Source organism: Vulcanisaeta distributa JCM 11217 (assembly GCF_001316005.1).
GTDB lineage: Archaea > Thermoproteota > Thermoprotei > Thermoproteales > Thermocladiaceae > Vulcanisaeta > Vulcanisaeta distributa_B.
This window is the reverse complement of record NZ_BBBJ01000005.1, coordinates 1-23,011: the sequence shown is the minus strand read 5'-3', so window position 1 is coordinate 23,011 and position 23,011 is coordinate 1. Positions and strand designations below refer to the sequence as shown.

22 protein-coding genes, 1 tRNA gene and 4 pseudogenes are annotated in these 23,011 nt (G+C 45.9%); 13 read left to right on the top strand and 14 right to left on the bottom strand.

The genetic code is table 11. The features are described from left to right. Positions 1-54: 54 nt before the first annotated feature. The 5 genes and pseudogenes from JCM11217_RS06050 to JCM11217_RS14390 all read right to left on the bottom strand — a co-directional run bounded on the left by JCM11217_RS06050 (position 55) and on the right by JCM11217_RS14390 (position 2,981). Entirely contained in the window at positions 55-582 is a 528-nt protein-coding gene (locus JCM11217_RS06050) for a 2-oxoacid:acceptor oxidoreductase family protein (RefSeq protein ID WP_243678529.1), read from the bottom strand. A 111-nt stretch (positions 583-693) separates the two neighbouring features. Further along, positions 694-972, bottom strand: coding sequence for a hypothetical protein (locus JCM11217_RS14400; protein ID WP_243678528.1), 279 nt, complete (start codon positions 970-972; stop codon positions 694-696). Further along, positions 921-1,532, bottom strand: coding sequence for a thiamine pyrophosphate-dependent enzyme (locus tag JCM11217_RS06045; protein ID WP_243678527.1), 612 nt, complete (start codon positions 1,530-1,532; stop codon positions 921-923). The genes JCM11217_RS14400 and JCM11217_RS06045 overlap by 52 nt, the downstream gene beginning before the upstream one ends. After that, complete coding sequence (locus JCM11217_RS14395; RefSeq protein ID WP_243678648.1) at positions 1,529-2,023, bottom strand: hypothetical protein; 495 nt, start codon at positions 2,021-2,023, stop codon at positions 1,529-1,531. Before JCM11217_RS14395 ends, JCM11217_RS06045 begins: the two co-directional genes overlap by 4 nt. 8 nt (positions 2,024-2,031) lie before the next feature. Then, positions 2,032-2,981: pseudogene (locus JCM11217_RS14390) on the bottom strand (4Fe-4S dicluster domain-containing protein). A 263-nt stretch (positions 2,982-3,244) separates the two neighbouring features. Between JCM11217_RS14390 and JCM11217_RS14385 the strand changes: the two are divergent. The 3 genes and pseudogenes from JCM11217_RS14385 (at position 3,245) to JCM11217_RS06025 (ending at position 4,542) form a co-directional block, all read left to right on the top strand. Further along, positions 3,245-3,442 (top strand): hypothetical protein, encoded by a 198-nt coding sequence (locus JCM11217_RS14385; protein ID WP_243678526.1) that lies wholly within the window; start codon positions 3,245-3,247, stop codon positions 3,440-3,442. Positions 3,443-3,483: 41 nt separating this feature from the next. Then, positions 3,484-4,118 (top strand): annotated as a pseudogene (locus JCM11217_RS06030) (serine protein kinase RIO). Between the two features lie 76 nt (positions 4,119-4,194). Next, a complete protein-coding gene (locus JCM11217_RS06025) occupies positions 4,195-4,542 on the top strand; it encodes a hypothetical protein (RefSeq protein WP_054842470.1) in 348 nt (115 codons plus the stop codon). Here JCM11217_RS06025 and JCM11217_RS06020 read toward each other — a convergent pair. Together JCM11217_RS06020 and JCM11217_RS06015 are read right to left on the bottom strand one after the other, a co-directional pair. After that, entirely contained in the window at positions 4,530-4,865 is a 336-nt protein-coding gene (locus tag JCM11217_RS06020; RefSeq protein WP_054842378.1) for a hypothetical protein, read from the bottom strand. The two genes, JCM11217_RS06025 and JCM11217_RS06020, sit on opposite strands and share 13 nt — an antisense overlap. Positions 4,866-4,937: 72 nt before the next feature. Next, positions 4,938-5,480 carry a hypothetical protein gene (locus JCM11217_RS06015; RefSeq protein WP_054842377.1) on the bottom strand — a complete coding sequence of 181 codons (543 nt, stop codon included), beginning with the start codon at positions 5,478-5,480 and terminating at the stop codon, positions 4,938-4,940. Positions 5,481-5,593: 113 nt separating this feature from the next. Here JCM11217_RS06015 and JCM11217_RS06010 point away from each other — a divergent pair, with 113 nt between their 5' ends. Genes JCM11217_RS06010 through JCM11217_RS05995 form a run of 4 tightly spaced genes read left to right on the top strand, consistent with a single transcriptional unit; the run spans position 5,594 to position 9,399 of the window. Next, positions 5,594-6,160, top strand: coding sequence for a DEAD/DEAH box helicase (locus JCM11217_RS06010; RefSeq protein WP_054842376.1), 567 nt, complete (start codon positions 5,594-5,596; stop codon positions 6,158-6,160). Between the two features lie 29 nt (positions 6,161-6,189). After that, positions 6,190-7,683, top strand: coding sequence for a hypothetical protein (locus JCM11217_RS06005; RefSeq protein ID WP_054842375.1), 1,494 nt, complete (start codon positions 6,190-6,192; stop codon positions 7,681-7,683). Next, positions 7,674-9,107 carry a reverse gyrase gene (rgy, locus tag JCM11217_RS06000; protein ID WP_054842374.1) on the top strand — a complete coding sequence of 478 codons (1,434 nt, stop codon included), beginning with the start codon at positions 7,674-7,676 and terminating at the stop codon, positions 9,105-9,107. The genes JCM11217_RS06005 and rgy overlap by 10 nt, the downstream gene beginning before the upstream one ends. Positions 9,108-9,135: 28 nt before the next feature. Then, positions 9,136-9,399 carry a hypothetical protein gene (locus JCM11217_RS05995; RefSeq protein ID WP_054842373.1) on the top strand — a complete coding sequence of 88 codons (264 nt, stop codon included), beginning with the start codon at positions 9,136-9,138 and terminating at the stop codon, positions 9,397-9,399. Between the two features lie 2 nt (positions 9,400-9,401). Here JCM11217_RS05995 and JCM11217_RS05990 read toward each other — a convergent pair. Beyond that, positions 9,402-11,602 (bottom strand): annotated as a pseudogene (locus JCM11217_RS05990) (adenosylcobalamin-dependent ribonucleoside-diphosphate reductase). A gap of 664 nt (positions 11,603-12,266) precedes the next feature. Here JCM11217_RS05990 and JCM11217_RS05985 point away from each other — a divergent pair. Next, the gene (locus JCM11217_RS05985) at positions 12,267-12,467 is read left to right on the top strand and encodes a DUF1922 domain-containing protein (protein WP_054842372.1); all 201 of its coding nucleotides are present in this window, start codon (positions 12,267-12,269) and stop codon (positions 12,465-12,467) included. Between the two features lie 61 nt (positions 12,468-12,528). On the opposite strand, the gene sixA is transcribed toward JCM11217_RS05985, so the two are convergent. The 3 genes from sixA to JCM11217_RS05970 form a co-directional block, all read right to left on the bottom strand. Then, complete coding sequence (gene sixA, locus JCM11217_RS05980; protein WP_243678525.1) at positions 12,529-12,927, bottom strand: phosphohistidine phosphatase SixA; 399 nt, start codon at positions 12,925-12,927, stop codon at positions 12,529-12,531. 91 nt (positions 12,928-13,018) lie between these two features. Then, positions 13,019-13,113: transfer RNA gene (locus JCM11217_RS05975), tRNA-Gly, on the bottom strand. Between the two features lie 55 nt (positions 13,114-13,168). Continuing rightward, the gene (locus tag JCM11217_RS05970; RefSeq protein WP_054842371.1) at positions 13,169-13,984 is read right to left on the bottom strand and encodes a hypothetical protein; all 816 of its coding nucleotides are present in this window, start codon (positions 13,982-13,984) and stop codon (positions 13,169-13,171) included. A gap of 156 nt (positions 13,985-14,140) precedes the next feature. Here JCM11217_RS05970 and JCM11217_RS05965 point away from each other — a divergent pair, with 156 nt between their 5' ends. After that, the gene (locus JCM11217_RS05965) at positions 14,141-15,007 is read left to right on the top strand and encodes a KaiC domain-containing protein (RefSeq protein WP_054842370.1); all 867 of its coding nucleotides are present in this window, start codon (positions 14,141-14,143) and stop codon (positions 15,005-15,007) included. A gap of 45 nt (positions 15,008-15,052) precedes the next feature. Here the strand turns inward: JCM11217_RS05965 and JCM11217_RS05960 are convergent, their stop codons facing one another. The 3 genes from JCM11217_RS05960 to gatE all read right to left on the bottom strand — a co-directional run bounded on the left by JCM11217_RS05960 (position 15,053) and on the right by gatE (position 18,743). Next, on the bottom strand, positions 15,053-15,493 hold the full coding sequence (locus tag JCM11217_RS05960) for a hypothetical protein (protein WP_054842369.1): 441 nt from the start codon (positions 15,491-15,493) through the stop codon (positions 15,053-15,055). A gap of 59 nt (positions 15,494-15,552) precedes the next feature. Beyond that, positions 15,553-16,752 (bottom strand): acetyl-CoA C-acetyltransferase, encoded by a 1,200-nt coding sequence (locus tag JCM11217_RS05955; protein WP_054842368.1) that lies wholly within the window; start codon positions 16,750-16,752, stop codon positions 15,553-15,555. Between the two features lie 95 nt (positions 16,753-16,847). Further along, positions 16,848-18,743 carry a Glu-tRNA(Gln) amidotransferase subunit GatE gene (gene gatE / locus JCM11217_RS05950; protein WP_054842469.1) on the bottom strand — a complete coding sequence of 632 codons (1,896 nt, stop codon included), beginning with the start codon at positions 18,741-18,743 and terminating at the stop codon, positions 16,848-16,850. Positions 18,744-19,121: 378 nt separating this feature from the next. Between gatE and JCM11217_RS05945 the strand changes: the two genes are divergently transcribed. The 4 genes and pseudogenes from JCM11217_RS05945 to JCM11217_RS05930 all read left to right on the top strand — a co-directional run. Beyond that, positions 19,122-20,597: an RtcB family protein gene (locus JCM11217_RS05945; RefSeq protein WP_054842367.1), complete on the top strand. Its 1,476-nt coding sequence runs from the start codon at positions 19,122-19,124 to the stop codon at positions 20,595-20,597. Between the two features lie 85 nt (positions 20,598-20,682). Beyond that, positions 20,683-21,354: a 30S ribosomal protein S7 gene (locus JCM11217_RS05940; protein WP_054842366.1), complete on the top strand. Its 672-nt coding sequence runs from the start codon at positions 20,683-20,685 to the stop codon at positions 21,352-21,354. A gap of 272 nt (positions 21,355-21,626) precedes the next feature. Next, a pseudogene (locus tag JCM11217_RS05935) lies at positions 21,627-22,653 on the top strand (replication factor C small subunit). 6 nt (positions 22,654-22,659) lie between these two features. Beyond that, positions 22,660-23,011: AAA family ATPase (locus JCM11217_RS05930; protein WP_243678524.1), on the top strand; the 352-nt coding region annotated here is incomplete at its 3' end.

Below are 23,011 nucleotides of genomic sequence, written 5' to 3'. Positions count from 1 at the left end.
ATCCCTGTAAGTACTTCCTACCGTAATCAAGGCCTGCCTGGAACGCCTTTATGTTCATTTCCTGAATTGATGCGTCCAGCTTACCAGCCTCCTGGTCATATTCCTTATGGCATTAATTATGTGCTCCTCCCTTAGCAACGGCTCGAGGATGGCCGTTATAACACCGACTAGAACCACATTCATGGTTAGTCTCCTGCCCGTCACCTTCTCAGCAATTTCCGTTGCAGGTACGGGAATTATTACATAATCATTTGTATTTTGAATGGTTGGTTTATAGATAGTACTCTCATAAATGAATACACCACCCTTACGGAGACTCTTAAATTCTAGGTTGAACGCTTGCTGTGTGGTCGCGAGAAATATGTCGGCCTCATCAATGAGTGGATAATCAACCATCTCCTTAGCTATTATGAGGTCAGCCCTGGACCAACCACCCCTCTGCTCTGGGCTATACGTTATTGTTAATATTGAGTCAAGACCGCCCATTGCAGCTGCCATACCAAGGAGCCTACCAGCGAAGACTATGCCATGGCCGCCAAGCCCCATAAGCCTGATACGTATCTGATCGAGCTGTTGTTGCATATTTTTCTATTGATAAATAATTATGAAACCTTAATAAATTTTATTCTAATTTGACAAAAATTATTTTATATTATACGTAATTATGAGAAAAAAGTTTAAGATTTATGATCACTATCCATACGATACAGGTCTCTCTCTTTTCACAAAATTTCCCAGGATAATCTTCTTCATGCTGAAGTCAATGTCTAGATCGGCTAAGTTCGCATTATGATCAATCACGGGTCTCTCCTTTAATATCTTCATTAAATCAACGGCATCACCCATGGCATTCCTATCAGTGTAGATAATGCAGGGCGATAATACCTCGATAACGGCGAAGCCCTTAACCTTAAACATCTCTAGGAGGGATTGGTAAAGCTCATTTTGGTGAAGAACTGTCCACCTGGCCACGTATGAGGCCCCCCCGCGGCATACGCAAGTAATGGCACGTTAAATGGATTCTCGTAATGACCATATGGCGATGTCGTAGTCTTAGCGCCCTTGGGCGTGGTTGGGCTATATTGTCCGCCTGTCATTCCATAGATGAAATTATTTACTATTATTACGTTGATGTCGTCATTCCTTCTAGCGGCATGTATGAAGTGATTACCACCTATGGCAAGAATATCTCCATCACCGCCGACAACCGTTACCTCAAGCTCGGGATTAGCCATCTTTAAACCCACTGCAAATGGTATGGCCCTACCGTGGGTTACATGGTACGCATCCAATTTTAGATATCCACCGAGCCTACCCGTGCAGCCTATACCCGTGACTATCACGTGCTTCTCAATTGGTATTCCTGAATTCTTTATGGCCCTAGCCAATAACTTAAGCAGGATTCCCAAGCCACAGCCAGGGCACCAAATGTGCGGCAGTCTATCAATCCTTATCAAATCCTTAATATCCTCATACGACTTAGGCAGCTCCACCTTAATTCCAGTTGTTGTTACCTCAGCCTCCATGCTCATCCTTCGATCACCTTCCTCACGTTATTTATTACATAGTCAGGATCAGGAATATAACCAGGGGCATACGGTATGTGCTCCACGGGAACCCCCCCCTTAGAGAACTCCTTAACCACGTGGTACATCTTACCCATATTGACCTCCACAGTTATGAACTTCTGAACACCTCTCAGCGCTAGATTCTCCACGACCCAGCCTGGGAATGGCCACGCGGTCTTTGGCCTGAGCATGCCGACCCTATAGCCCTGCGCCCTCAACACCTTTATTGCCCTCCTCACGGAACCCGATGTTGAGCCATAGGACACAATTACGTATTCTGCGTCATCGAGCATGTACTCCTCCCACTCAGCTATCTCCTTCTCATTCTCCCTAATCTTACGGACAAGCCTCATTACTAACTTGAATGAGGCGTCCTTATCGGTTGTTGGGTACCCCTTATCGGTGTGCGTCAATGACTCATTGTTAACCCTATAACCAGTACCTGCTATTGCCATTGGCGGCACTAAGTACCTGCTATCATAGGGTAAGTACTGATCTGGGGGGGTACCGTGGGCTTCGGCCTCTCTACAATCTCAATCTCATCGAACTCAGGAACTCTAACCTTACCATACATATGCCCAACCAATTGGTCGGAGAGTACGATAGCAACAACCCTGTACTTCTCAGCCATGTTAAATGCCTTTATCGTGAAGTCAAAGGCCTCCTGGGGATTGCAGGTAGGTAAGCCACTATCTCGTAGTCACCGTGCGAACCATACTTAGCCTGCAGTATGTCTCCCTGCCCCCCCAGTAATGTTGGTATTCCCGTTGATGGACCAGCCCTCATTACATCGACTATTACCGCCGGTATTTCAAGCATTGAGCCAAGCCCAATCTCCTCCTGCATCAGTGAAAAGCCTGGACCCGATGTTGCTGTCATTGACTTAACTCCAGCGGCTGATGCTCCGAGCACAGCCATTATGCTGCCTATCTCGTCCTCCATCTGGATGAACTTACCACCAACCTGCGGTAGCCTGTAAGACATGTACTCCGCTATCTCATTTGACGGGGTTATTGGGTAACCAGCATAGAACCTACAACCAGCGGTTATTGCACCCTCAGCAACGGCCGTATTACCATCTAGAAAGTGAATTCCAGGCCTTAACAGTTTATCCAGGTCCTTCTTATAGAGCTCAGCACTGTGGGCATGCCTACTCACCCCCCCGTAGTACTTATCGTATGTTATGTACTCCTCAGAGACAACCGTAATCGCGAAGTCTGGGCAAACCTTCTCACACATTCTGCAGGCTACACAATCAAGCTCCTTACCTGGCTTAACAACTGGGTAATGATAGCCCTTGGAATTAACGTCCTTAGACTCCTCAAGGACACCATTAGGGCAAAACTCAATGCAGAACCTGCAATCCTTGCAAAGATCGATATTAACGATAATCTTACCAATTGGTCTCTTCATCTTATGGAGGTTAACGAGCCTACGCATGAACCAAGTCTCGTCCTGCTGAACTAAAGCCATATTTCCTAAATTATTTTTCATTAGAAATACTTTTAAATCTTTTTTCTTCTTCAATCGTACAATACCTATTAACTTTAGCCTTTTGCATACATTTTAATTCATTTTCATTTATTGAATTCATTAGAATATTTTCCATGAAAGTAAGCAAAACGAATTTTACGGACCAAACTGATATATAAAGTACTGCACTATTCATTACCTCAGTGGGTAGTCACGACGTTGACAGGATTATTCGGGAGAGAGTGGAGAGTAGGAGGTTTAGGATAAAGGATATTGATCAATTAAAGACCGTCGACGATGTATTTAATCAATACACAATAGATGCCCTGAGGGAGTTAATGAATAGGCGCGTTGTTGATGAGGTTTATGGGCCGTCGCACAGGGTAAGGAGGCCAAGGTAATATGGGCTAAGGCACCTGACGGTACTGACATAGCCCTAAAGATATTCTATACATCCACAGCCCAATTCATTAGGGGGGGTAGGTACAAGTACCTGCTCGGTGATCCGCGATTTACTGGCGTTAAGATTACGAATACTAGGAAACTCATTGAGTATTGGTGTAGGAAGGAGTTCAGTAACTTGAGTGATGCCTATAATGCGGGTGTCAGGGTGCCTAAGCCAATAACCTTTAACAGGAATATCCTGGTCATGGAATTCATAAGCTACAAGGGAGTTAATGGGGGGGTACCAGCACCGTTGATTAAGGATGCACCACCCGAGGATCCTGAGACTGCTACCTAACAATAATTAAGTACGTAGAGAGAGCATTTATTTTGGGTAAGATAATCCACGCAGACCTAAGCGAGTTCAACATCGTCAATACCGGCGATGAGTTGGTAATCATTGATTGGGGGGGTAGCGCCGTGAAGGCGAACCACCCAAATGCCATTGAATTCCTACTTAGGGATATCGAGAATATTAATAGGTACTTCAGTAAGGAGTTCCATGTTAAGACCCTCGATGGTAAGGCATTACTTAACGCCTTACTACGTAGATATGAGTATAAAGGCGATGTAAGGAGTGATGAGGATGGATGGTTATTAATAAATGGTAAGAAAATAATTGAGGACTTATGAACACCTTAACGGGTTTAAACGTAATACCTAGGCACTAGCTTAATATAATACTCACTTTTAATGTAATATGGTATTGATGACACTCCCTACACCACCTGAGCCTAGGGACATTAAGGATAGGATAGTGAAGAGAAGGAGCGTATGCACCGGGCCTGGTTGTGACTCCTTCTCCGTATGGTTTGGTAATGAAGTTGCGAGGTATTTATGGGATCATTGGGGGGGCAGGGAATTAAGTAGAATAGGCATTAATTGGCAGAAATTCCTCTCGATACTAAGTAACCATACCCAGGAACTAATTGATTGGGCGATTAGGAACACGCTTGCCTGGAATGACTTGGTAAGGATATTAATTAATGACTTATCACCTGGTACGGAGGTTACAACCACGGGTAGGAAGGGTGGAATACTTGATTACCTAGGTTGAACTGCTTGGTTTCTATTACTCTTTTCACCCTGCTTCATGAATGACTCATTAATTATGCGTATTAATTCACAAATCTCCTCACAAATGCTAGATGGCTTTATGTCCGTGTATACGTACTCAATTATCATTAGGGGCGTTGCGTATGTATTGACCCAGAACTCGGCAAAGAGTCTTTCACCCTTATCCACTAGGTGTACCTCCATGTTATGATTATCACTAAATCGAATCATGTACCTAGACCCATCAATAAATGATTGCCTCTCCACAGAACTCGCGTTGCAAGTCCTCATGAGTAAATCAGCCACCAAACCAGCAACACGCATACCGTTAATTCTCCACAACACCTATTTTTAAAATCATGCCATTTCGTAACCCACGTAATACCGACCTGATTTTTACTTAATAATAATTGTATCATCGTCATCATCCGAATGAGACTTAAACATCATGATAAAGAATTTATATAGTGATGACAACTTATTATTTAATAAATCCTCAACGAGCTGCCATGAAGTAGTTAACAAACCTGCATCATAAAGCGCAAGCCCAAAGCCGAGATAGTGATCGCCAACTAACTGTGGATCTGAGATCGTAAGCCCTAGACCCGCGTAGTGAATTATTGATATGTAGGTGAAGTATATCAACGCTATCATGAAGAACGCGATGTACGTAATCATGAGGGCCTTAGCCTTAGACGATAATCTACCGAAGCTACCCCCCCTTAATTGCTTAATCATAGTTATTGATGAGATAACAAGCATCGAAAGCATAAACATAAACACAGGTGTTATCACGAGTATTGTTAAGTCCGCAGAACCGTAAATCCACAACTCAGTGAGTACGTAATCCACAGCAATAGCCATGGCTAAGGCAGACACCAGTGACATTATGTATACGTATCGCACATAGTCCTGAATGCCTCCCGTATTAACCGACATACTACTCAAGCAATATCAATGTAATATCAATATTTAATACTAACAATTAAGATTGCGTATTGGCGACGAATATTTATTAAGGGGGGGTTTTAATTAATGTGATGAAGAATTAAATGGAGAAACAACCATTAGTAATATACCGAAGAGCATGCCCAAACTGTGGAGGAGACATAACATCGGATAGGCTAGCCTCCGGGTTACCATGCCATAGATGCTTACCAGACGTGCCAAGGAAGGTCGCAAGTACCATTGAGGTGCTAAACATGCTAGAAAAGCTTGGCACCATAAATAGGTTAAGGTCGTTGGCAAACCTGATTAATGAGTATAACGAGTTCGCCAACATGTTTAGGAAGATAATTGGAACTAATATGTGGGGCGCCCAAAGATTATGGGCTAGGAGGATCATTAAGGGTAAGAGCTTTGCGATAGTCGCGCCGACAGGAAGTGGTAAGACTACCTTCGGAATGATCGCATCATTATATATCGTTCTCAAGAGGAATGGAAAGGTATTAATCGTCGTCCCAACATCGACTCTAGCCTATGACGTTCATAGGAGATTAAGCGACTACGCAACTAAGGTTGGTGCGAACGTTAGGATTGTCATGGCATCCTCAATACTTTCCAAGCAGGAGTTGGCTGAGGCTATGAAGACAATTGAGATGGTAACTTCGACATATTAATAGTAACCAATGCCTTCCTGCCAAGACATATGGACCTACTTAGTAAGTATAGGTTTTCGTTGATTTTCGTTGATGATGTTGATAGTGTCCTGAAGGCATCAAGCAAGAATATTGATAGGTTATTACTACTGCTTGGTATTAATGAGGAGGCTCTCCGTAAGGCTCTAACGGTAGTTGATTTAATGAAGAAGCTTAGGAAGGCCATTAGATTTAGGGCGAGTGAGGAGGAGATTAATAAGCTTAGGGAGGATATTAAGAAGTTGAATGCTGAACTGACCAATTACGTAAAGAGCAATAACATTGGCATACTAATAGCCTCGGGTGCACTAACGAGGATGAGGAGGACGGCCAGGCTATTTCTATTCAGGGAGTTCCTTGGCTTCGAGACCGGTGGTAGGGCCGAGGGATTAAGAAACGTGGTTGATGTCTACGTAAGGCCCAGGGATTCCCTGGTAAGTACGGCGGTTGACATAGTAAAGAGGTTGGGCGGTGGTGGGATAATCTATGTACCGCCAGACCTTAAGGACATCGTTGATGAGTTGCTCGAGGCATTAAATAATAATGGCGTTAAGGCAGCATCTTACCTAAAGCCAAGTAAGTCGTTACTTAATGACTTTGTGGAGGGTAAGGTTGACGTATTAATTGGGCTTGCCACATCAAGGTCATCCCTTGTTAGGGGGGGTATCGACTTGCCGCAGAGGATTGCATACGTAGTCTTTGTGGGTGTTCCACGCATGAGGTTTAGGTTGAGGCTTGAGGAATTTACGCCAATAAGGTACTTAATGTTTTTGTTCACCATTAGGAATGTAGTACCTCAATACCTGAGGAATGACATTGATAGAGTCGTTGCAAGGCTCAGGAACTTAACGGCACTTAATCAGGAGCAAATCAATAATTTGTTGAGGGCTATTGAGGAGAATAAGGAATTGAGTGGATTTGATAAGTACGCAGCCGACGTAATTAAGGATGCCGTGGACTTAGTAAATAAGTTATTGAGTGATTCCAATGTTAGGAAGGCCATAGAGCAGTCTAATGAGGTTGGCCTTGAATATAGGGGGGGTGGTGAGCTTTATGTGATTATTCCCGATGTGACGACGTATATTCAGGGTAGTGGTAGAACATCGAGGCTCTATGTTGGTGGTGTATCCCAGGGCTTATCAGTACTGATAGTGGATAATGAAAAGGTGTTTAATGGCTTGGTTAGGAATCTGAGGTATAGGCTTGAGGATGTGAAGATACAGGATATCAACGAGGTTAATATTGATGATTTAATGAAAAGGATTAGAGATGAGAGGGAATTAATAAGGAATATAATGCTTGGGAAGATACCCAATCAATTCCTCGAGAAAGATCCATTGAGGACTGCGTTCGTAATCGTCGAATCACCGACGAAGGCTAGGACAATCGCAGGCTTCTTCGGCGTACCCACCAGGAGGGAGGTTGGTCCTTTAATAATCTATGAAGCTACCCTGGGCAACCTGTACCTATTAATAACGGCCACCAAGGGCCACATGTGGACTTAATACCGGCGGGCCCAGCCGATGTTAAGGAACTTGCACCTGCCTTAAAGGTGGGAAAGATCATTGATTACTATGGGATACTTAAAACCGGTAATAATTTCGTACCGATCTACGGAACAATAAAGAGATGCCCGGTTGGTGGGGGGGAAACGTATACTGAGGATGTCGATGTCTGTAAAATCCATGGCGTCAAGCTTATCGATGCCATGGATATAGTAAATGCAATAAGAGACATAGCTACTGAGGTTGACCAGGTGATGATTGGTACGGATCCGGATGCCGAGGGTGAGAAGATCGCTTGGGATGTTTACATGATGTTAAGGCCCTACGTTAGTAATATCGTTAGGATTGAGTTCCATGAGGTTACTAAGAAGGCCATCATTGACGCAATCACCAATCCGAGGGCGATAAGTCTCAGCATGGTTGGTGCTCAATTGGTGAGGAGGATTGAGGATAGGTGGATTGGGTTTGGGCTTAGTCAGATTGTTCAGGAGAAGTTTGGTAGGAAGACTCTATCGGCAGGCAGGGTTCAAACCCCCCCAGTCCTTGGTTGGATAATAGATAGGTATGACGAGAGTAGGAGGGATAAGGTATACTCAGTAACCATGACTTTAAGTAACGGTGTAAAGTTGAGGTTGAATATACCGCCGGATAAGGAGGAATTAATAAAGGCCCTTAAGGCAATGCATAGGAATAAGTCAACGGATGTTGAGGTTAAGGTTAAGGTAACTAGGGTGGGTGAGGAAGAGGAGGAGTTGAACCCAGCACCACCGTACACTACGGACGCCTTACTTAGGGACTCAGCAAACATACTTGGTCTAAGCGTTGAGCAGACAATGGCCATCGCCCAGGAATTGTTTGAGTCAGGGCTCATAACGTATCATAGGACGGATAGTACCAGGGTATCAACGGTGGGCATTGGCATTGCCAAGGAGTACATAAGTGAGAGGGTTGGAGCTGATTATTTTGTGGGTAGGGCCTGGGGGGGTGGCAAGGAGATTGGGGCTCATGAATGCATAAGGCCGACGAGACCCATCGATAGTGATGACTTAAGGAATCTGCTCAATACGGGCCTGCTTCAGCTGGCTATTAGGGTTACGGCAAATCATCTTAAAGTTTACGACTTAATATTTAGGAGATTCATGGCAAGCCAAATGAGGAGTGCCAGGGTTTTGAAGGAGAGGCTGAAGATAAGCGTTTACCTTAATGGTACGAGTGCCCACGAGGAGGAGGTGGAGAGGGTTTCCAAGATATTGGAGCCTGGATTCACAAAGGTTTGGGGCTACATTGAGGGTAGGGAGTACCAGGAGCTCGCACCTGGTGAGTATGATATAACTAGCATCGATTATATTAAGAAGGTGAGTAGGACACCACCGCTTAGGGAGGGCGATATAATCGCTATGATGAAGGAGAGGGGGCATTGGTAGGCCAAGTACTTATGCGAAGATCGTCGATGTGATACTGAAGAGGCGCTATGCCCTAGTTGTTGGTAGGAGGACTAGGTACGTAGTGCCCACGAACCTTGGCCGCCAGGTTTATAGGTTCCTAACTGAGGAGAATAAGGAGTTTAGTGACTTAGTTAGTGAGGAGAGGACTAGGATCGTTGAGAAGCACATGGATGATGTTGAGGTTGGTGAGAGGGATTACATGGATGTGCTTAATGAGTTATTTAATGAGGCGATAAGTAAGGGTATACTTAAGGAAAACGTTATTAGTTAAACTTAACCACATGAACCAGTCTTGCAGTATGGGTCATCAGTCTCCCCCCCAAGCTCCTCCTGCATCTCCTCCTCAATACTCTCACCACCATTGCCCTTAATCCTAACTAGCTTATCCTTAAGTGCTGACAATGATGTGTAGCTAGCCTTGGTTTCCACCTTGGGCTTGGTCTCAACCTTAACCTCCTTAACCTCAACGGTTGGCTTAACCTCAGCACCCTTAACGCCGGTGTATATTACCTGAACAGACTTACTCTTATCCCTATACACGGTTATTCCAAAGGCATTAAGCAACCAGGCCAGCCTATAGGCCTGCTCAACATCCTCCATGGGGGTATTGCTCGGCATGTTAATAGTCTTACTAACGCCTGAGTCATTCCACCTGGCCCAGGTCACCTGCATGTATACGTGCCACTTCCAGTGAATCTCATGAGCCGTCCTAAGCAGGTCAGCCAGTGGGTGATCCCTTGGCAGTATTCCGTACTCCTCGACAAACTTCCTCGTTGATTCATCCAGCGTCTTCGTCTGCATTAACAGCTTAAGTGCAGTGTAGTTATACTCAATGAGCCTCCCAATTGATAGGTTCCTGATGTAGGCAATCGCGAAGAGGGGGGGCTCAATGCTTGAGTTCACGCCGGCGATTAGGCTCCTGGAGCCCTCAGGCGCTATACTCATTATGGATCCATTCCTAATACCTATCGTACTAACATCTATCGACAAATCACTGTCTAATGCCCTATATCCCTTAAGTACCGTTGATGAGCCGTCAATAATAGCCTTAACCTTCGGATCGTTATAGCCCACATCAAGGGTCTTCATGTACTCATCAACGGCCTCCTTATCAATGGTGCTGGAGAACTTCTCAAGCCTCTCCCTGTGCTTTGTCCACGGTAATACGCCCTCAGCCCAATCACTATGCTTATATGCCGGGTAAACACCCTTCTCCTTAGCCAACTCAATACTAGCCCTAACAGCCATCCTAGCTATGAAACTAGCCAATTCATTAGAGACTGCCAATGCCTGCGGTGAGTCGTACCTAAGGCCAAGGGCTATTAGGGTATCGGCAAGGCCGTTGGCACCAAGCCCAATTCTCCTAGTCTCGAGCACCCTCTTCCTAAGCCTCTCATGTGGTAACTTATTAACATCAATGACATCATCAAGGAACCTAACCGCCAACTGAACATCCCTAGCTAAATCCTCCCACTCAATCTTACCATCCTTAACATACTTAACAAGATTAATACTACCTAGGTTACAACTCTCAAAATCGTAAAGACTCTCTTCACTGCATGGGTTAGTTGCGTTTATGACCTCGCCCGGTAATTTCTCATTATTTATGTAATTGGCTAAGTCTCTGTTCCATAGTCCTGGATCTCCGCTGTCCCATGCGGACTTGACTATCTTGTCCCAGAGTTCTTTTGCGTTTATTTTCCTCCAAATCCTTATCTTGCCGGCTTTTATGGCCTCGACACACCCCCCTCATAGCACTTAACGAACTCCTCACCCCCCCAGGTCTTGTATAGGCATGGGCACTCCCTCGGGTTTATCAGGTATATGTCCTCGCTCCTGAGTGCCCTCTGCATGAAGTAGTCGTCTATTGTGACGCTTATGTTGAAGTTCTGGAGCTGAATGTCCTTAAGCTCACCGCTCTTCGAGGTTATGAACTTCTCAATGTCTGGGTGCCACCAGAAGAGCATGCCCATCTGAGCGCCGCGCCTCTTACCGCCCTGCTTAATCGTGTCCACCAACGTATCAAAGAGCTTCATGAAGCTAAGCGGGCCAGAGGCTATCCCTGTCGTACTCCTGACGATGTCACCCTCAGGCCTTAACTTACCGAAGTTATAACCAACACCACCACCTGACTGGAATATTAATGCCGCGAGTCTCAGGGCATCCATTATGCCGAAGTTGCACTCGGGGGGGTCTTCCTTATTCGTGTCACTCTCCCTGGATAAGCAGTCATCAATGGGTACTACAAAGCACGCAGAGAGTTGTCCAAGCCTAGTCATAGCGTTATAAAGTGTTGGTGAGTTGGGCATGAACTTGAGTTGGCTCATCATGTCGTAGAACCTCCTGGCCCACGTTATTGGGTCACCACCGTACTTAAGCTCTGCGTAGGCAACGCCCATTGCAGTCCTCATCCACAGGTATTGAGGCGCCTCAAAGAATGTACCATCAAGCCTCTTCAGTAGATACCTACTCATTAATGTCCTAACGCCATTGTAAGTAAGCAGTAAGTCCCTGCTGGGGGGGTCGAGGTATCTAGCTAACTCATCGATGTATTGAGCATACCAAGCACTCATCTCTGAATCCCAAATCCTAAGCTCAAGCCCGGTCCTAAACCATGTCTTAAAGCCCTCCCTATACGCATCCTCAAACTTAGTCCTGCCCTCATTAATCGCCTTAACGACGTCCTTACCCCCCCAGACCTGCTTATACACGCTCCATATCAGGTAGTTCCTAGCCGCATCGTGCCACCTCAAGTCGTCAGTCACCATATTAAGCATGATTAATTGAATCCTATCCGATAACTCGCTACTTGGTACTGTGCCTTTAATGTCAAGGGCGTTAATTACTAAGTCAGGATCTGGAACGCCTGCGAGTTTTAGAGAGCGGACTAACTTATCCCTTGAGAAGTCCTCTGTATTTCCATTCCTCTTTAAGATCTTTATCCCAACCACCTTGCTTATTGCTTCAGTACTTAATTGCACACAGGAAATTTAAATTACTTTTATTAGGGGGCAGCGGACAAAATAAGTTAACACGAACTTAAGTGAAGAGAATATATATTGCTTTCACCCACCTCAGCTGTAAAATCCTAAAGCCCAAAAACAATTTATTCTTGCAATTCATGATGCAATTAATAGTATGTACCTAATCGTCGCATGCCCAAAATGTGGGAATTACTCCATAGCCCGTGACACGGTTAAGACACACCAATGCCCATACTGTGGTTACGTAATGCGCATTGAGGAGACGTCAATAATTGCGAGGGCCAAAAATGGTAAGGAAGCCAGGGAGATCATTTTAAGGTTAAAGACGCCCGGGGAATTAAGGAGAAGACTTTAACGTACTAGGTCTGGTGTAATGAACCAATTAATGACCCAATTACCTTCAGCCTTACTAAGCCTTAATACGCCAGAATACCTAAACTCAACGACCTTAATGTCGGGGGGTTACCTGTAATTAACAGCGAGACCAGACGGCTGAGGTGCGGTAGGTGACCCACGATCATTAAATCGTGGTCAAGCCCTGACAACCTTTCAAACCATATCCTAGGATCATCACTTGGATTTAAACCATCAACCTCCCTAACATTACTAACGCCCAGATATTTAGCGAAGATCTCCGCCGTCTGCCTAGCCCTAGCCTTACCACTATGAACGATCTCAGCAACGGTAACGCCAACACCGTTGAGGTACCTGGCGATCCTCTCCGTCTCGAAAACACCCTCTGGAGTTAATCTTCTCTCTGGATCAACCCTTTCATCGAAAGCCTTACCATGCTGAACAAGGTATAGACTAACCATATAGTAGGGTAAGCATAGCCCGGGCTTATAATCCTAAATGCTCATTCGGCATTAATTAATTTATTTATTAATAAATATTTATAAAGTTTAGTGGTGCGGCCGCCGGGATTCGAACCCGGGTTCTGCGGCTTTCTACGTTCATTGCTCGGAAGGCCGCCATCCTAGACCAGGCTAGACTACGGCCGCGGGTAAACAATGGTGATTGGAAATTTAAGTTTTTACTAACGGTAAGTATTATTGATTATCTTTGATCTCTGGTTGTTGGTCTTGGTGCTATTGGGTGTGGTAAATACTCAATGCCAGGTCTATTCGTTCTAGCTTGTGGGTATAGCGTCATTAATTCGTATATTTCAGGTGGTACGTCGGTTGATACTTTAAGCCCCCCCATTTCCCTTAATTGCTCTACGGTTATTGGATAGTCATGAGTGTAATAACCGCTCACAAGCCTATCAGCTATGTACCTAGCTCTTTCTTCACCAACTTTATCCTTAACTAACTCAATAACTAACTCCTTAACTTGATTAATGGCTTTTTCAGCCATGTCCGCAAGAATTAGCGTTTGATCATCGACTTTATCCTTACCTTTAATCTCAACTGCCCTTAGAATAGACGGTGCCGGTAAGTAAATTCCTCCAGGACCGCTCAGCTGGAGATCAAGAGGACCGAGTACGGCGTTTGGATCCATTATTATTTCATCGGCTGCCAATGCTATTAATGTACCCCCCCCGCTCATGGCATAGTGAGGTATCACTACGACCTTCCTAGCCGGGTGTGCCTTGAGTGCCTTAGCTATTTGTGAGGCAGCCAATACCAAACCTCCTGGTGTATGTAAAATAAGCATTATCGGCATATTAGGTGGTGTAGTCCTGATAGCCCTTATAATGGCCTCCGAATCCTCAATATCGATATACCTATATATAGGCACACCTAATAGCCCTATTTTCTCCTGCCTATGTATCATGGTTATGACCCTAGCACCATACTTACGCTCCATAAACGCAATAAGCCTTAATCGTGCATGCTGTAGTGACCTCATTGATAGCCATGGTGAAAGCATCGCTATGAAGAGAAGTATCCAGAAGAGATACCCTAGTACATCAGTATAGATATCAAGAAAAACATTGCTAATTCATTAATTAATTTATTTATAAGTATTATTTATTAACCATATTTACGAAAAGTTTTAAAGTAGAAATTATGACTTGCTATTTTAATGACTGTCCCTAGGGTTAGGACTTACGTGCCTGGACTTGATGAGATACTGTATGGTGGCATTCCAGAAAGGAGTGTGGTCTTAATTTCTGGTGGACCGGGCACTGGGAAGTCAATACTGGGTAAGCAATTCCTCTATAATGGGCTTGTGAGGGATGAGGCTGGAGTCTTCGTGGCACTCGAGGAACATCCAGTCGCTGTTAGGAGAAGTTTTAGGCACTTTAATTGGGATATAACGAAATTCGAGAAGGAGGGTAAGTTCGCAATTGTTGATGCGTTCACGGCGGGCATCGGCTCTGCTTCCCAGAGGGAGAAGTACGTTGTTAAGGATATTGATAATGTACATGAGCTTGTCGATGTACTTAGGCAGGCAATTAAGGATACCGGCGCTAGGAGGGTTACGATCGACTCCGTGAGTACGTTATACCTGACCAAGCCATCAATTGCCAGGTCAACGGTGATGCTCCTTAAGAGGGTGATTGCTGGCTTAGGCACAACGGCGCTCTTCATAAGCCAGGTATCAGTTGGCGAGCGAGGCTTTGGCGGGCCTGGTGTTGAGCATGCCGTCGATGGAATTATTAGGCTTGATCTTGATGAGATAGATGGTAAACTGTATAGGTCAATAATTGTCTGGAAGATGAGGGATACTAAGATCTCGATGGTTAGGCATCCAATGGATATAACGGATGAGGGAGTCGTTATTTACTGGGACAAGTACCTAAAGTTAACCGCGACCTCCGCATCAATACAACCATTGCCTAAGGAGGAGGTTGATGAGATGAGAAAGGCCGTCGAGGAAACGGAGAAGGCTGCTAAAGAAGTTAGGGCTACGGTCCGCGAAACTGAGGAGGAGGAAGAAGAGGAATAGAGAAATCCCATCATTAAACTTACCCAGCATAAATGCGATTTACAATCACGAACTCAACTCCCTCAGTGCATCATTAAGTAGTTTCTTAACTCTCTCTATCTTCTCCCTTAACTTACTCACGTCCTCCGTAGGTATGGCCCCCCCAGCCAATTCACTCGGCAATTCAATCTTGAAACCCTCCTTAGAAAGCCTCTCATAAGCCTTCAACACAAGTTGACCGGCCTTCGTCTCACCCCCCCTGAGGTGCTTACGTATCGTGGCTTCGGTAACCCCAATCTCATCAGCTATCTGTGAAATGGGCATTCCCGCCTTATCCCTGGCAAACGCTGCAGCCGCCGTGTATAGGCTATCGACCCAGGTAAGTCTTTCATGTGGATTCCTAAGCGCCTCCAGGGTTTCCTGTGAGAATAGGGACATGGCGAGTAAGGCGCTTTCGAGCTTTCTAATATCCTCCTTACCCAGAGGCTTAAGCGGTATCTCAGACATACAATACCTTAGTTTTGTGCGTAATTTTAAGTTTTCAGTTTAAATTGAATGTAAATAACTTAAGCCCTTTGAATAATTATCGCGTAGCCCTGCCCACCACCAACGCATGCAGTCGCAAGTCCATACTCCTTACCAGTCAACTGCAACTGCCTAGCCAAGGTACCAACTAATCTCGCTCCGGTCGCACCGAGTGGGTGGCCAATCGCTATGGCTCCTCCCTTAAGGTTTACCTTATTCTCATCAATACCTAATTCCTTAATTGCGTTTAAGGTAACTACGGCAAAGGCCTCATTAATCTCCCAAAGATCTATATCCTCAACCCTAAGCCCAGCCTTAGCCAACGCCTTCTTTGATGCTGGTACCGGGCCCTCGCCCATTATTGATGGATCAACGGCGGCCCAACCTAGCGACACAACCCTAGCCAGTGGCTTTAGGCCGAGTTCCTTAACCATCTTACCCGACATTAAGACTACTAACGATGCGCCTGAGTTAAGGGGGGGCGCGGAGTTACCCGCGGTTATTACACCACCTGGTTTGAAGGCAGGTGGTAACTTGGCTAAGGCTTCCAATGACGTGTTTGGCCTAACACTAAGATCTCTATCAACCACTATCTTCTGTCCATCTTTAACGACCTCTATCGGGAGTATCTCATCCTTGAAGTAACCCTCCTCGTAGGCCTTCGTGGCGAGCATGTGGCTTCTGTAAGACCACCTATCCATCTCCTCCCTACTTATCTTCTTGAGAGCCGCCAATTTCTCGGCGGTTAACCCCCCCATCACGTAACCAGTGGCCATGTCATACATCGCGTACTCGGGATTAGTCGCCAACTCAAGATGCGGGACTATATACGGATTGTTGTACATGGGAACCCTGGACATGTGCTCATAACCACCGGCAAAGACTATGTCGGCTTGCCCAGTCCATATCTCCATTGTGCCAATACCAATTGCGTCAAATGATGAGGCACACTGCATGTCAACAGCCATGGCGGGTATGGTAACCGGAAACTTTGCAAGAAACACCGGTATCCTACCACCCATACTCCAGTTATCACCACCCTGCAATGCATTACCGACTATCACGTGGTCAATCTGTTCAGGCTTTATACCAAGGTCCTGAACAGCCTTAACAAGCAATCTTGAGAATAGGGTTGGACCACTTATATCATAGAACACGTCGAACTTCGGATCCTCCCTCTTAACCCTTGAGAAGGCAGTCCTCTTGAAATAAACTACGTATACCTCCCTATCCTCACCCATTCCTGATCATGCTTTAAGCGCCCAACGAATTAATATTGCTTATTTGCATATAGATTATATAGTGAGAAAATACTGAGTACACCGCATCACGGCGTTTATGCTACCTTATCTTTTTGGGAATTCTTTAAGTACTCATCTATCGCTCTCATTATATCGCTTGGGTCGGCCTTACCCCTTAACTCCTTCATAAGCGCATTCATGAGCTTGTTCTTATCGTTTATGCCGAGCTTGGGCGCCCTCTCCATTACGTATTTCCTAACCTCTTCAGGATTCATCCTTCTCAACCCTAGTCTATTGATTACGTCGTCAATAGGTTTATCGGGTTCCTTACTCCATGCCGCTATTATGTCGGGTATTGCCTCCTTGGTTATTACGCCCTGGGCATACTCATTGAATATCGCCTTAAGGTGGTCCTCAGTTATCACAGACACATCAACACCATCCCTCTGGAGCGACTTCATGGTATTCACGACCGTGTTCGCTATTAACGTGGCTGGTACCCTACCCTGAAACTCACCTATTAAGTAATCAATTAGGTCATAGAACGGGGGGGACTTAATTACCTGCATCGCCAATTCCCTACTCATGCCGTAGCCGACATACCTACTCACCCTAGACTCGATAGGTTCTGGTATTAATGCCCTAGCCCTCGCTAACATTTCCTCGGTAATCCTTATGGGTCTAAGGTCAGTCTCTGGGTACATCCTCGCGGCGCCTGGCCTGGGCCTCATGAACCTCGTCGTGCCGTCAGGATTGGCCGCCCTGGTCTCCTCAGGAACGCCATGCAACGCCTCCCTGATCCTATCAATGATCACATCCACGGCATCCACCAAGTCCCTATCCGAAGTACCTGCCAGGAGTATGAATGAGTCCACGCCAAGCCTCGAGGACACCTTGGAAACCTCCTCAGCGGTTATTCCATAGCCGGGTAATTCATCGCTGTGAATTAGGCCTGACAAACTCGTCCAAACCTTAACCCTATCCGCCAACTCTGTGCCAAACCTCCTATTCGGCTGAACCTCCTTACCCAGTATGCCCTTTAGGCCAGGCGTCTTTATGGCCACCACCTTACCACCACCCTCAAGGACCTTCCTGATCAGGTTGGATTTGGTGGATGAGAATATGTCGGTGACGTCCACGAAGTCCTTAACAAACCAATCCTCCCTCACGCCCCCCCTCCTGATCAACTCGTCACGAATGGCCAATAGGTTTAATTGACGCTGAACCTCATACTCAATGACCTTAGGTATCAGGCTGAGGTCAGGCACGCCCTTAATCTCCGTCTTAGCGCCACCCTCGATAGATACGTTCACGTCCTGCCTAACCGTGCCAAGCCCCCTCTTGGCCTTACCAGTCATCTTAATGCTATGACCGATGTAATAAGCTACCTCCATGACCTCCTGAGGATTATAGGTGAGTATTCCCGTGGATATCTCAATAAGCGGTATACCGAGCCTATCAAGCCTATAAACAACGGTATCGCCCCCCCTCTCCTCAATTTTTCTAGCCGCATCCTCCTCAAGGGCTATCGTCTGTATTGGAACCTTATAATCAAAGAACTTGGCTAAACCATCATGAGCAATCAACATGGTCCTCTGGAAACCCGAGGTATTGGACCCGTCAATCACGGTCTTCCTCATCACGTAAACCTCATCAAATATCTTGGCATTAAACATCATAGCAACGGCCAACGCAACCTCGAGAGACTCAGGGTCCGGATCATGTGGTGGCTCCTCATCAAGTTCCACAAGGCATGTGGTGTCGTAATAACCCTCATAAACGAAGGTCCTATGCTTCCTAAACTCCCAAATGGCCGCCGGATCAACCTCGCCAAGCTCACTCATGCTGGGCCTCAACCTCCTAACGACCCTGAAGTGGGGGGGCTCATCATTCCTAACGATTGGCAGGCAATTACAGAACAGCTTCCTGCCAGTATTCAATTGAACATGTATCTCCAGGCCAACCTTAAGCCCAACAGCCCTATAATCAATAGGCATATATCCATGACTAAAGACCATACCTATTTAATTACTTAACGCTCCTAACATTATTCCTATGATTATAAACTCTAACGATCATTCTAAAGTCCAGGTCTAAGTTATGGGGGGCATTAATTACGTTGTTTTATACTATGTCAAATGTCAGCAAATTTTACTTAATTACCAATATGGCAGTATTATGGTCTTAATGTTCTTAAGATAATTTTTAACTTTTAATTGGGAATTAGCAAACAATTTTTAACTTGAGCTATGATTTATATTTATAATGAAGATTCATATTATTAAGGACCATACACTAAATACGTGCTATTAACCTAACTGGATATAGAGTGAAGTTTTATTAACCCAATTAATGATTATGACTTAATCATGGTACCACCACTGAAGAAAGTAAGCGATTATGTGTGGGAGATACCGAAGGGGGGGTATAAACCGTGCATGAAGGTGCCAGCTAGGATATTTGCTGATGAGACACTGCTTGAGAAGATGAAGACGGACATGACGTTGGAGCAGGCAGCCAACGTCGCGTGCTTGCCAGGCATTTACAAGTATAGCATTGCATTGCCAGATGCTCATCAGGGCTATGGATTCCCAGTGGGTGGTGTAGCGGCAATGGACATGGAACAAGGTGTAGTAAGCCCAGGAGGAATTGGTTATGACATTAATTGTGGTGTAAGACTTCTTAGGACAAATCTAACGGAGAAGGACGTTAGGCCTAAATTAAGGGAGCTCGTTGACACTATATTCAAGTTAGTCCCCGCTGGTGTTGGTGAGACTGGGCTTCTTAAGCTGTCCTTTGGTGACTTGGATAAGGTGCTTGATGAGGGTGTTGATTGGGCATTGTCTAAGGGCTATGGTTGGGGGGGTGATGATAAGAATTTCATTGAGGAGTTTGGGCATTACGAGGGTGCGGACTCGAGTAAGGTTAGCCAGAGGGCTAAGGAGAGGGGGGGCAAGGATGAGCTTGGCACGACTGGCAGTGGCAACCACTTCATTGAGATTCAAGTCGTTAATAAGATATTCGATGCCAACTTAGCCAAGAGACTTGGTATTGAGCAGGAGGGTCAGGTAATGGTCCTAATACACACTGGCAGTAGGGGGGGTCTTGGGCACCAAGTCGCCACTGACTACATAAGGGTTGCGGAGAATAAGATGAAGCAGTGGGGGGGCTTGTTCCTGCCGGATAGGGAGTTGGCGTCAATGCCCCCCCTTACCACTAGGGAGGCCCAGGATTACCTGGCTGCGATGAAGGCTGCGGCTAACTATGCATGGACGAATAGGCAGATAATAACGCATTGGGTTAGGGAGGCCTTCAGGAGGGTCTTTGGTAAGGACCCTGACAAGCTTGGCCTCGAGATCGTCTATGACGTTGCTCACAACATCGCTAAGATCGAGGATCACGTAATCGATGATGAGGGCCATGTTAGGAGGGTTCTCGTGCATAGGAAGGGAGCCACTAGGTCGTTCCCAGCAGGTAGGCCTGAGATACCGCCTAAGTATAGAGATATTGGGCAGCCCGTCTTAATACCCGGTAGCATGGGTACGGCATCCTACGTATTGATTGGTTTACCAACGTCGTTCCAGGTGACCTTCGGCACGGCACCACATGGAGCAGGTAGGACGTTGAGTAGGTCCGCCGCCGTTAGGATGCTGCCGCCTAACAAGGTTAGGGGGGGCGCCCTGGAGAGTAAGGGTATCATTGTTAGGTCCGCGGAGAGTGAGATAATATCTGAGGAGGCGCCTGAGGCGTATAAGAACGTTGATAAGGTTGCCGAAGTTGCCGAGCTGACTGGAATGGCGAAGAGAATTTCAAGGCATGTACCCATTGGCGTCGTTAAGGGATAAGTAAAAACCATGTATTATCCTACCCACGTTTGGGCCGGGTCGTGCGGCAAATCTTTAAAAAGGCACTTGCTTCTTATCCTGCGTAATGAGTAGCGATCAAGGAATTACACTGTCTAAGGAGACCGTTACTTATCAAGTTGGTGGTGTAACAATAATTGAGGAGTGCCCAAGGGATTTAAGAACTCTCGATGGCGAACCAATCAAGTTATTTGGTAAGTGGGCTTTCGATAACGTCATTGTTAAGGACCCAGGCCTCAGGAGGTACCTGTGCCTAAAGCCCATGTACCTTCCACACACAAGCGGTAGGCATCAGAAGAGGAAGTTTGGTAAGGCTAGGATACCGGCCATCGAGAGATTAATGAACCAGCTAATGCACCCAGGTAGGAATGCAGGTAAGAAGCATAAGGCCTACAATATCGTTAAGAGAGCCTTCGAGATGATACACCTAAAGACTGGGCAGAACCCAATACAGGTCTTTGTAGATGCCATAGTGAATGCGGCACCCAGGGAGGAGATTACGAGGGTCGTCTATGGTGGTATTGCATACCCAGTATCGGTCGACGTCTCACCACTAAGGAGACTTGACCTAGCCATTAGGTGGATAACCGAGGGTGCCAGGCAGTGCTCCTTCAATAATCCCAAGCCAATCGAGGAGTGCTTGGCCGATGAGATAATAGCCGCGGCACAGAATGACCAGAAGTCATACGCGATTAGGAAGAAGGATGAGATGGAGAGGATAGCCGCGAGCGCGAGGTAAGGCTCAAGCCTTGCTATTACTTATTTATACCTAGTGCATGCCCTTATTACTTCATTTTTCCTAGGTACGATATTAGCAATGAGCAGGTTAAGGAACTATCTATAGCATTTATGAAGCACCATGATAGCCCATCTTTTATTATTCACTTACCTTTCCAAGCTAACCACCAGTTAACCTACACATACTCTCTATCAATAATACCCACTAATCATCCTAATTACCCAGGAGGAATACTTATTTAACCAATTTAATTCATTTATATCGTAATGTCAATCGCAGAATTAATATGGGTTGAGAAGTACCGTCCTTCGAGGATTGATGACATTATTGACCAGGAGGAGGTTAAGGAGAGGATTAAGCAGTTTCTGAAGAGCGGTAACATGCCGCACATGCTGTTTTATGGTCCCCCCCTGGTACTGGTAAGACTACGATGGCTCTTGCCATTGCCCATGAGCTTTATGGTGATGCCTGGCGTGAGAATGTTCTTGAGCTTAACGCTAGTGACGAGAGGGGTATAACCACCATTAGGGAGAGGGTTAAGGAGTTTGCAAGGACAGCGCCGATGGGTAAGGCACCGTATAAATTAGTCATACTTGACGAGGCTGATAATATGACCTCTGACGCCCAGCAGGCCCTTAGGAGGATGATGGAGATGTACGCTAACGTGACCAGGTTCATACTAATTGCTAATTACGTGTCCAGGATTATTGATCCAATACAGTCCCGCTGCGCCATGTTCAGATTCTCACCACTTCCTAGGGATGCTGTTCTTGGTAGGCTTAGGGAGATTGCTTCGAGGGAGGGTGTTAAGGTTACTGATGAGGCCCTCGAGGCCATATGGGACATAAGCCAGGGAGACATGAGAAAAGCAATAAACACACTACAGGCCGCTGCTGCTACGGCTAAGGAAATAACGCCTGAGGTCATTTATAAGACCGTTGGTTACATAGAGCCTAAGGATATAATTGACCTGGTAAATACGGTGTTTGGCGGAGACTTTGTTAGGGCTAGGGATAGATTGAGGACCTTAATGTATGAGCATGGTGTGTCTGGTACGGAGATACTGAGGGCAATACAGAGGCAGATAATGAGTGGGGCCATTAACGTGCCTGATGAGGCGAAGGTTGAGATTGCGGAGCCGCGGCCGACATTGATTATAGGCTTACTGAGGGTTCTGATGAGGAGATACAGCTCTCGGCTTTCCTAGCCAAGTTAATGCTGATTGGTAAGAAGTATGGTTTAGGGGGGGCTGGTAAGGAGGTTGGTAAGGAGACCAAAGCACCTGCAAAGAGGAGGTGATTTTGATTGTCAAGGAGGATTCCCTGGGTTGAGAAGTATCGCCCAAGGAGGCTTTCTGAGGTCGTTAATCAGGAGGAGGCTAAGAAGGCTTTGCTCGATTGGATAAATGGTTGGGAGAAGGGTAAGCCCAGTAAGAAGGCGGTAATGCTCGTGGGACCGCCGGGAATTGGAAAAACAACACTCGCCTATGCACTAGCTAATGAGAGGGGTTATGAGGTTCTTGAGTTAAATGCAAGCGATGTTAGGACCGGTGAGAGGATTAGGCAAGTGATCGGTAGTTCAATGAGGATGGGCTCGCTCTTCGGCTTTAAAGGTAGGATTATACTCTTCGATGAGGTTGATGGGCTAAACGTTAGGG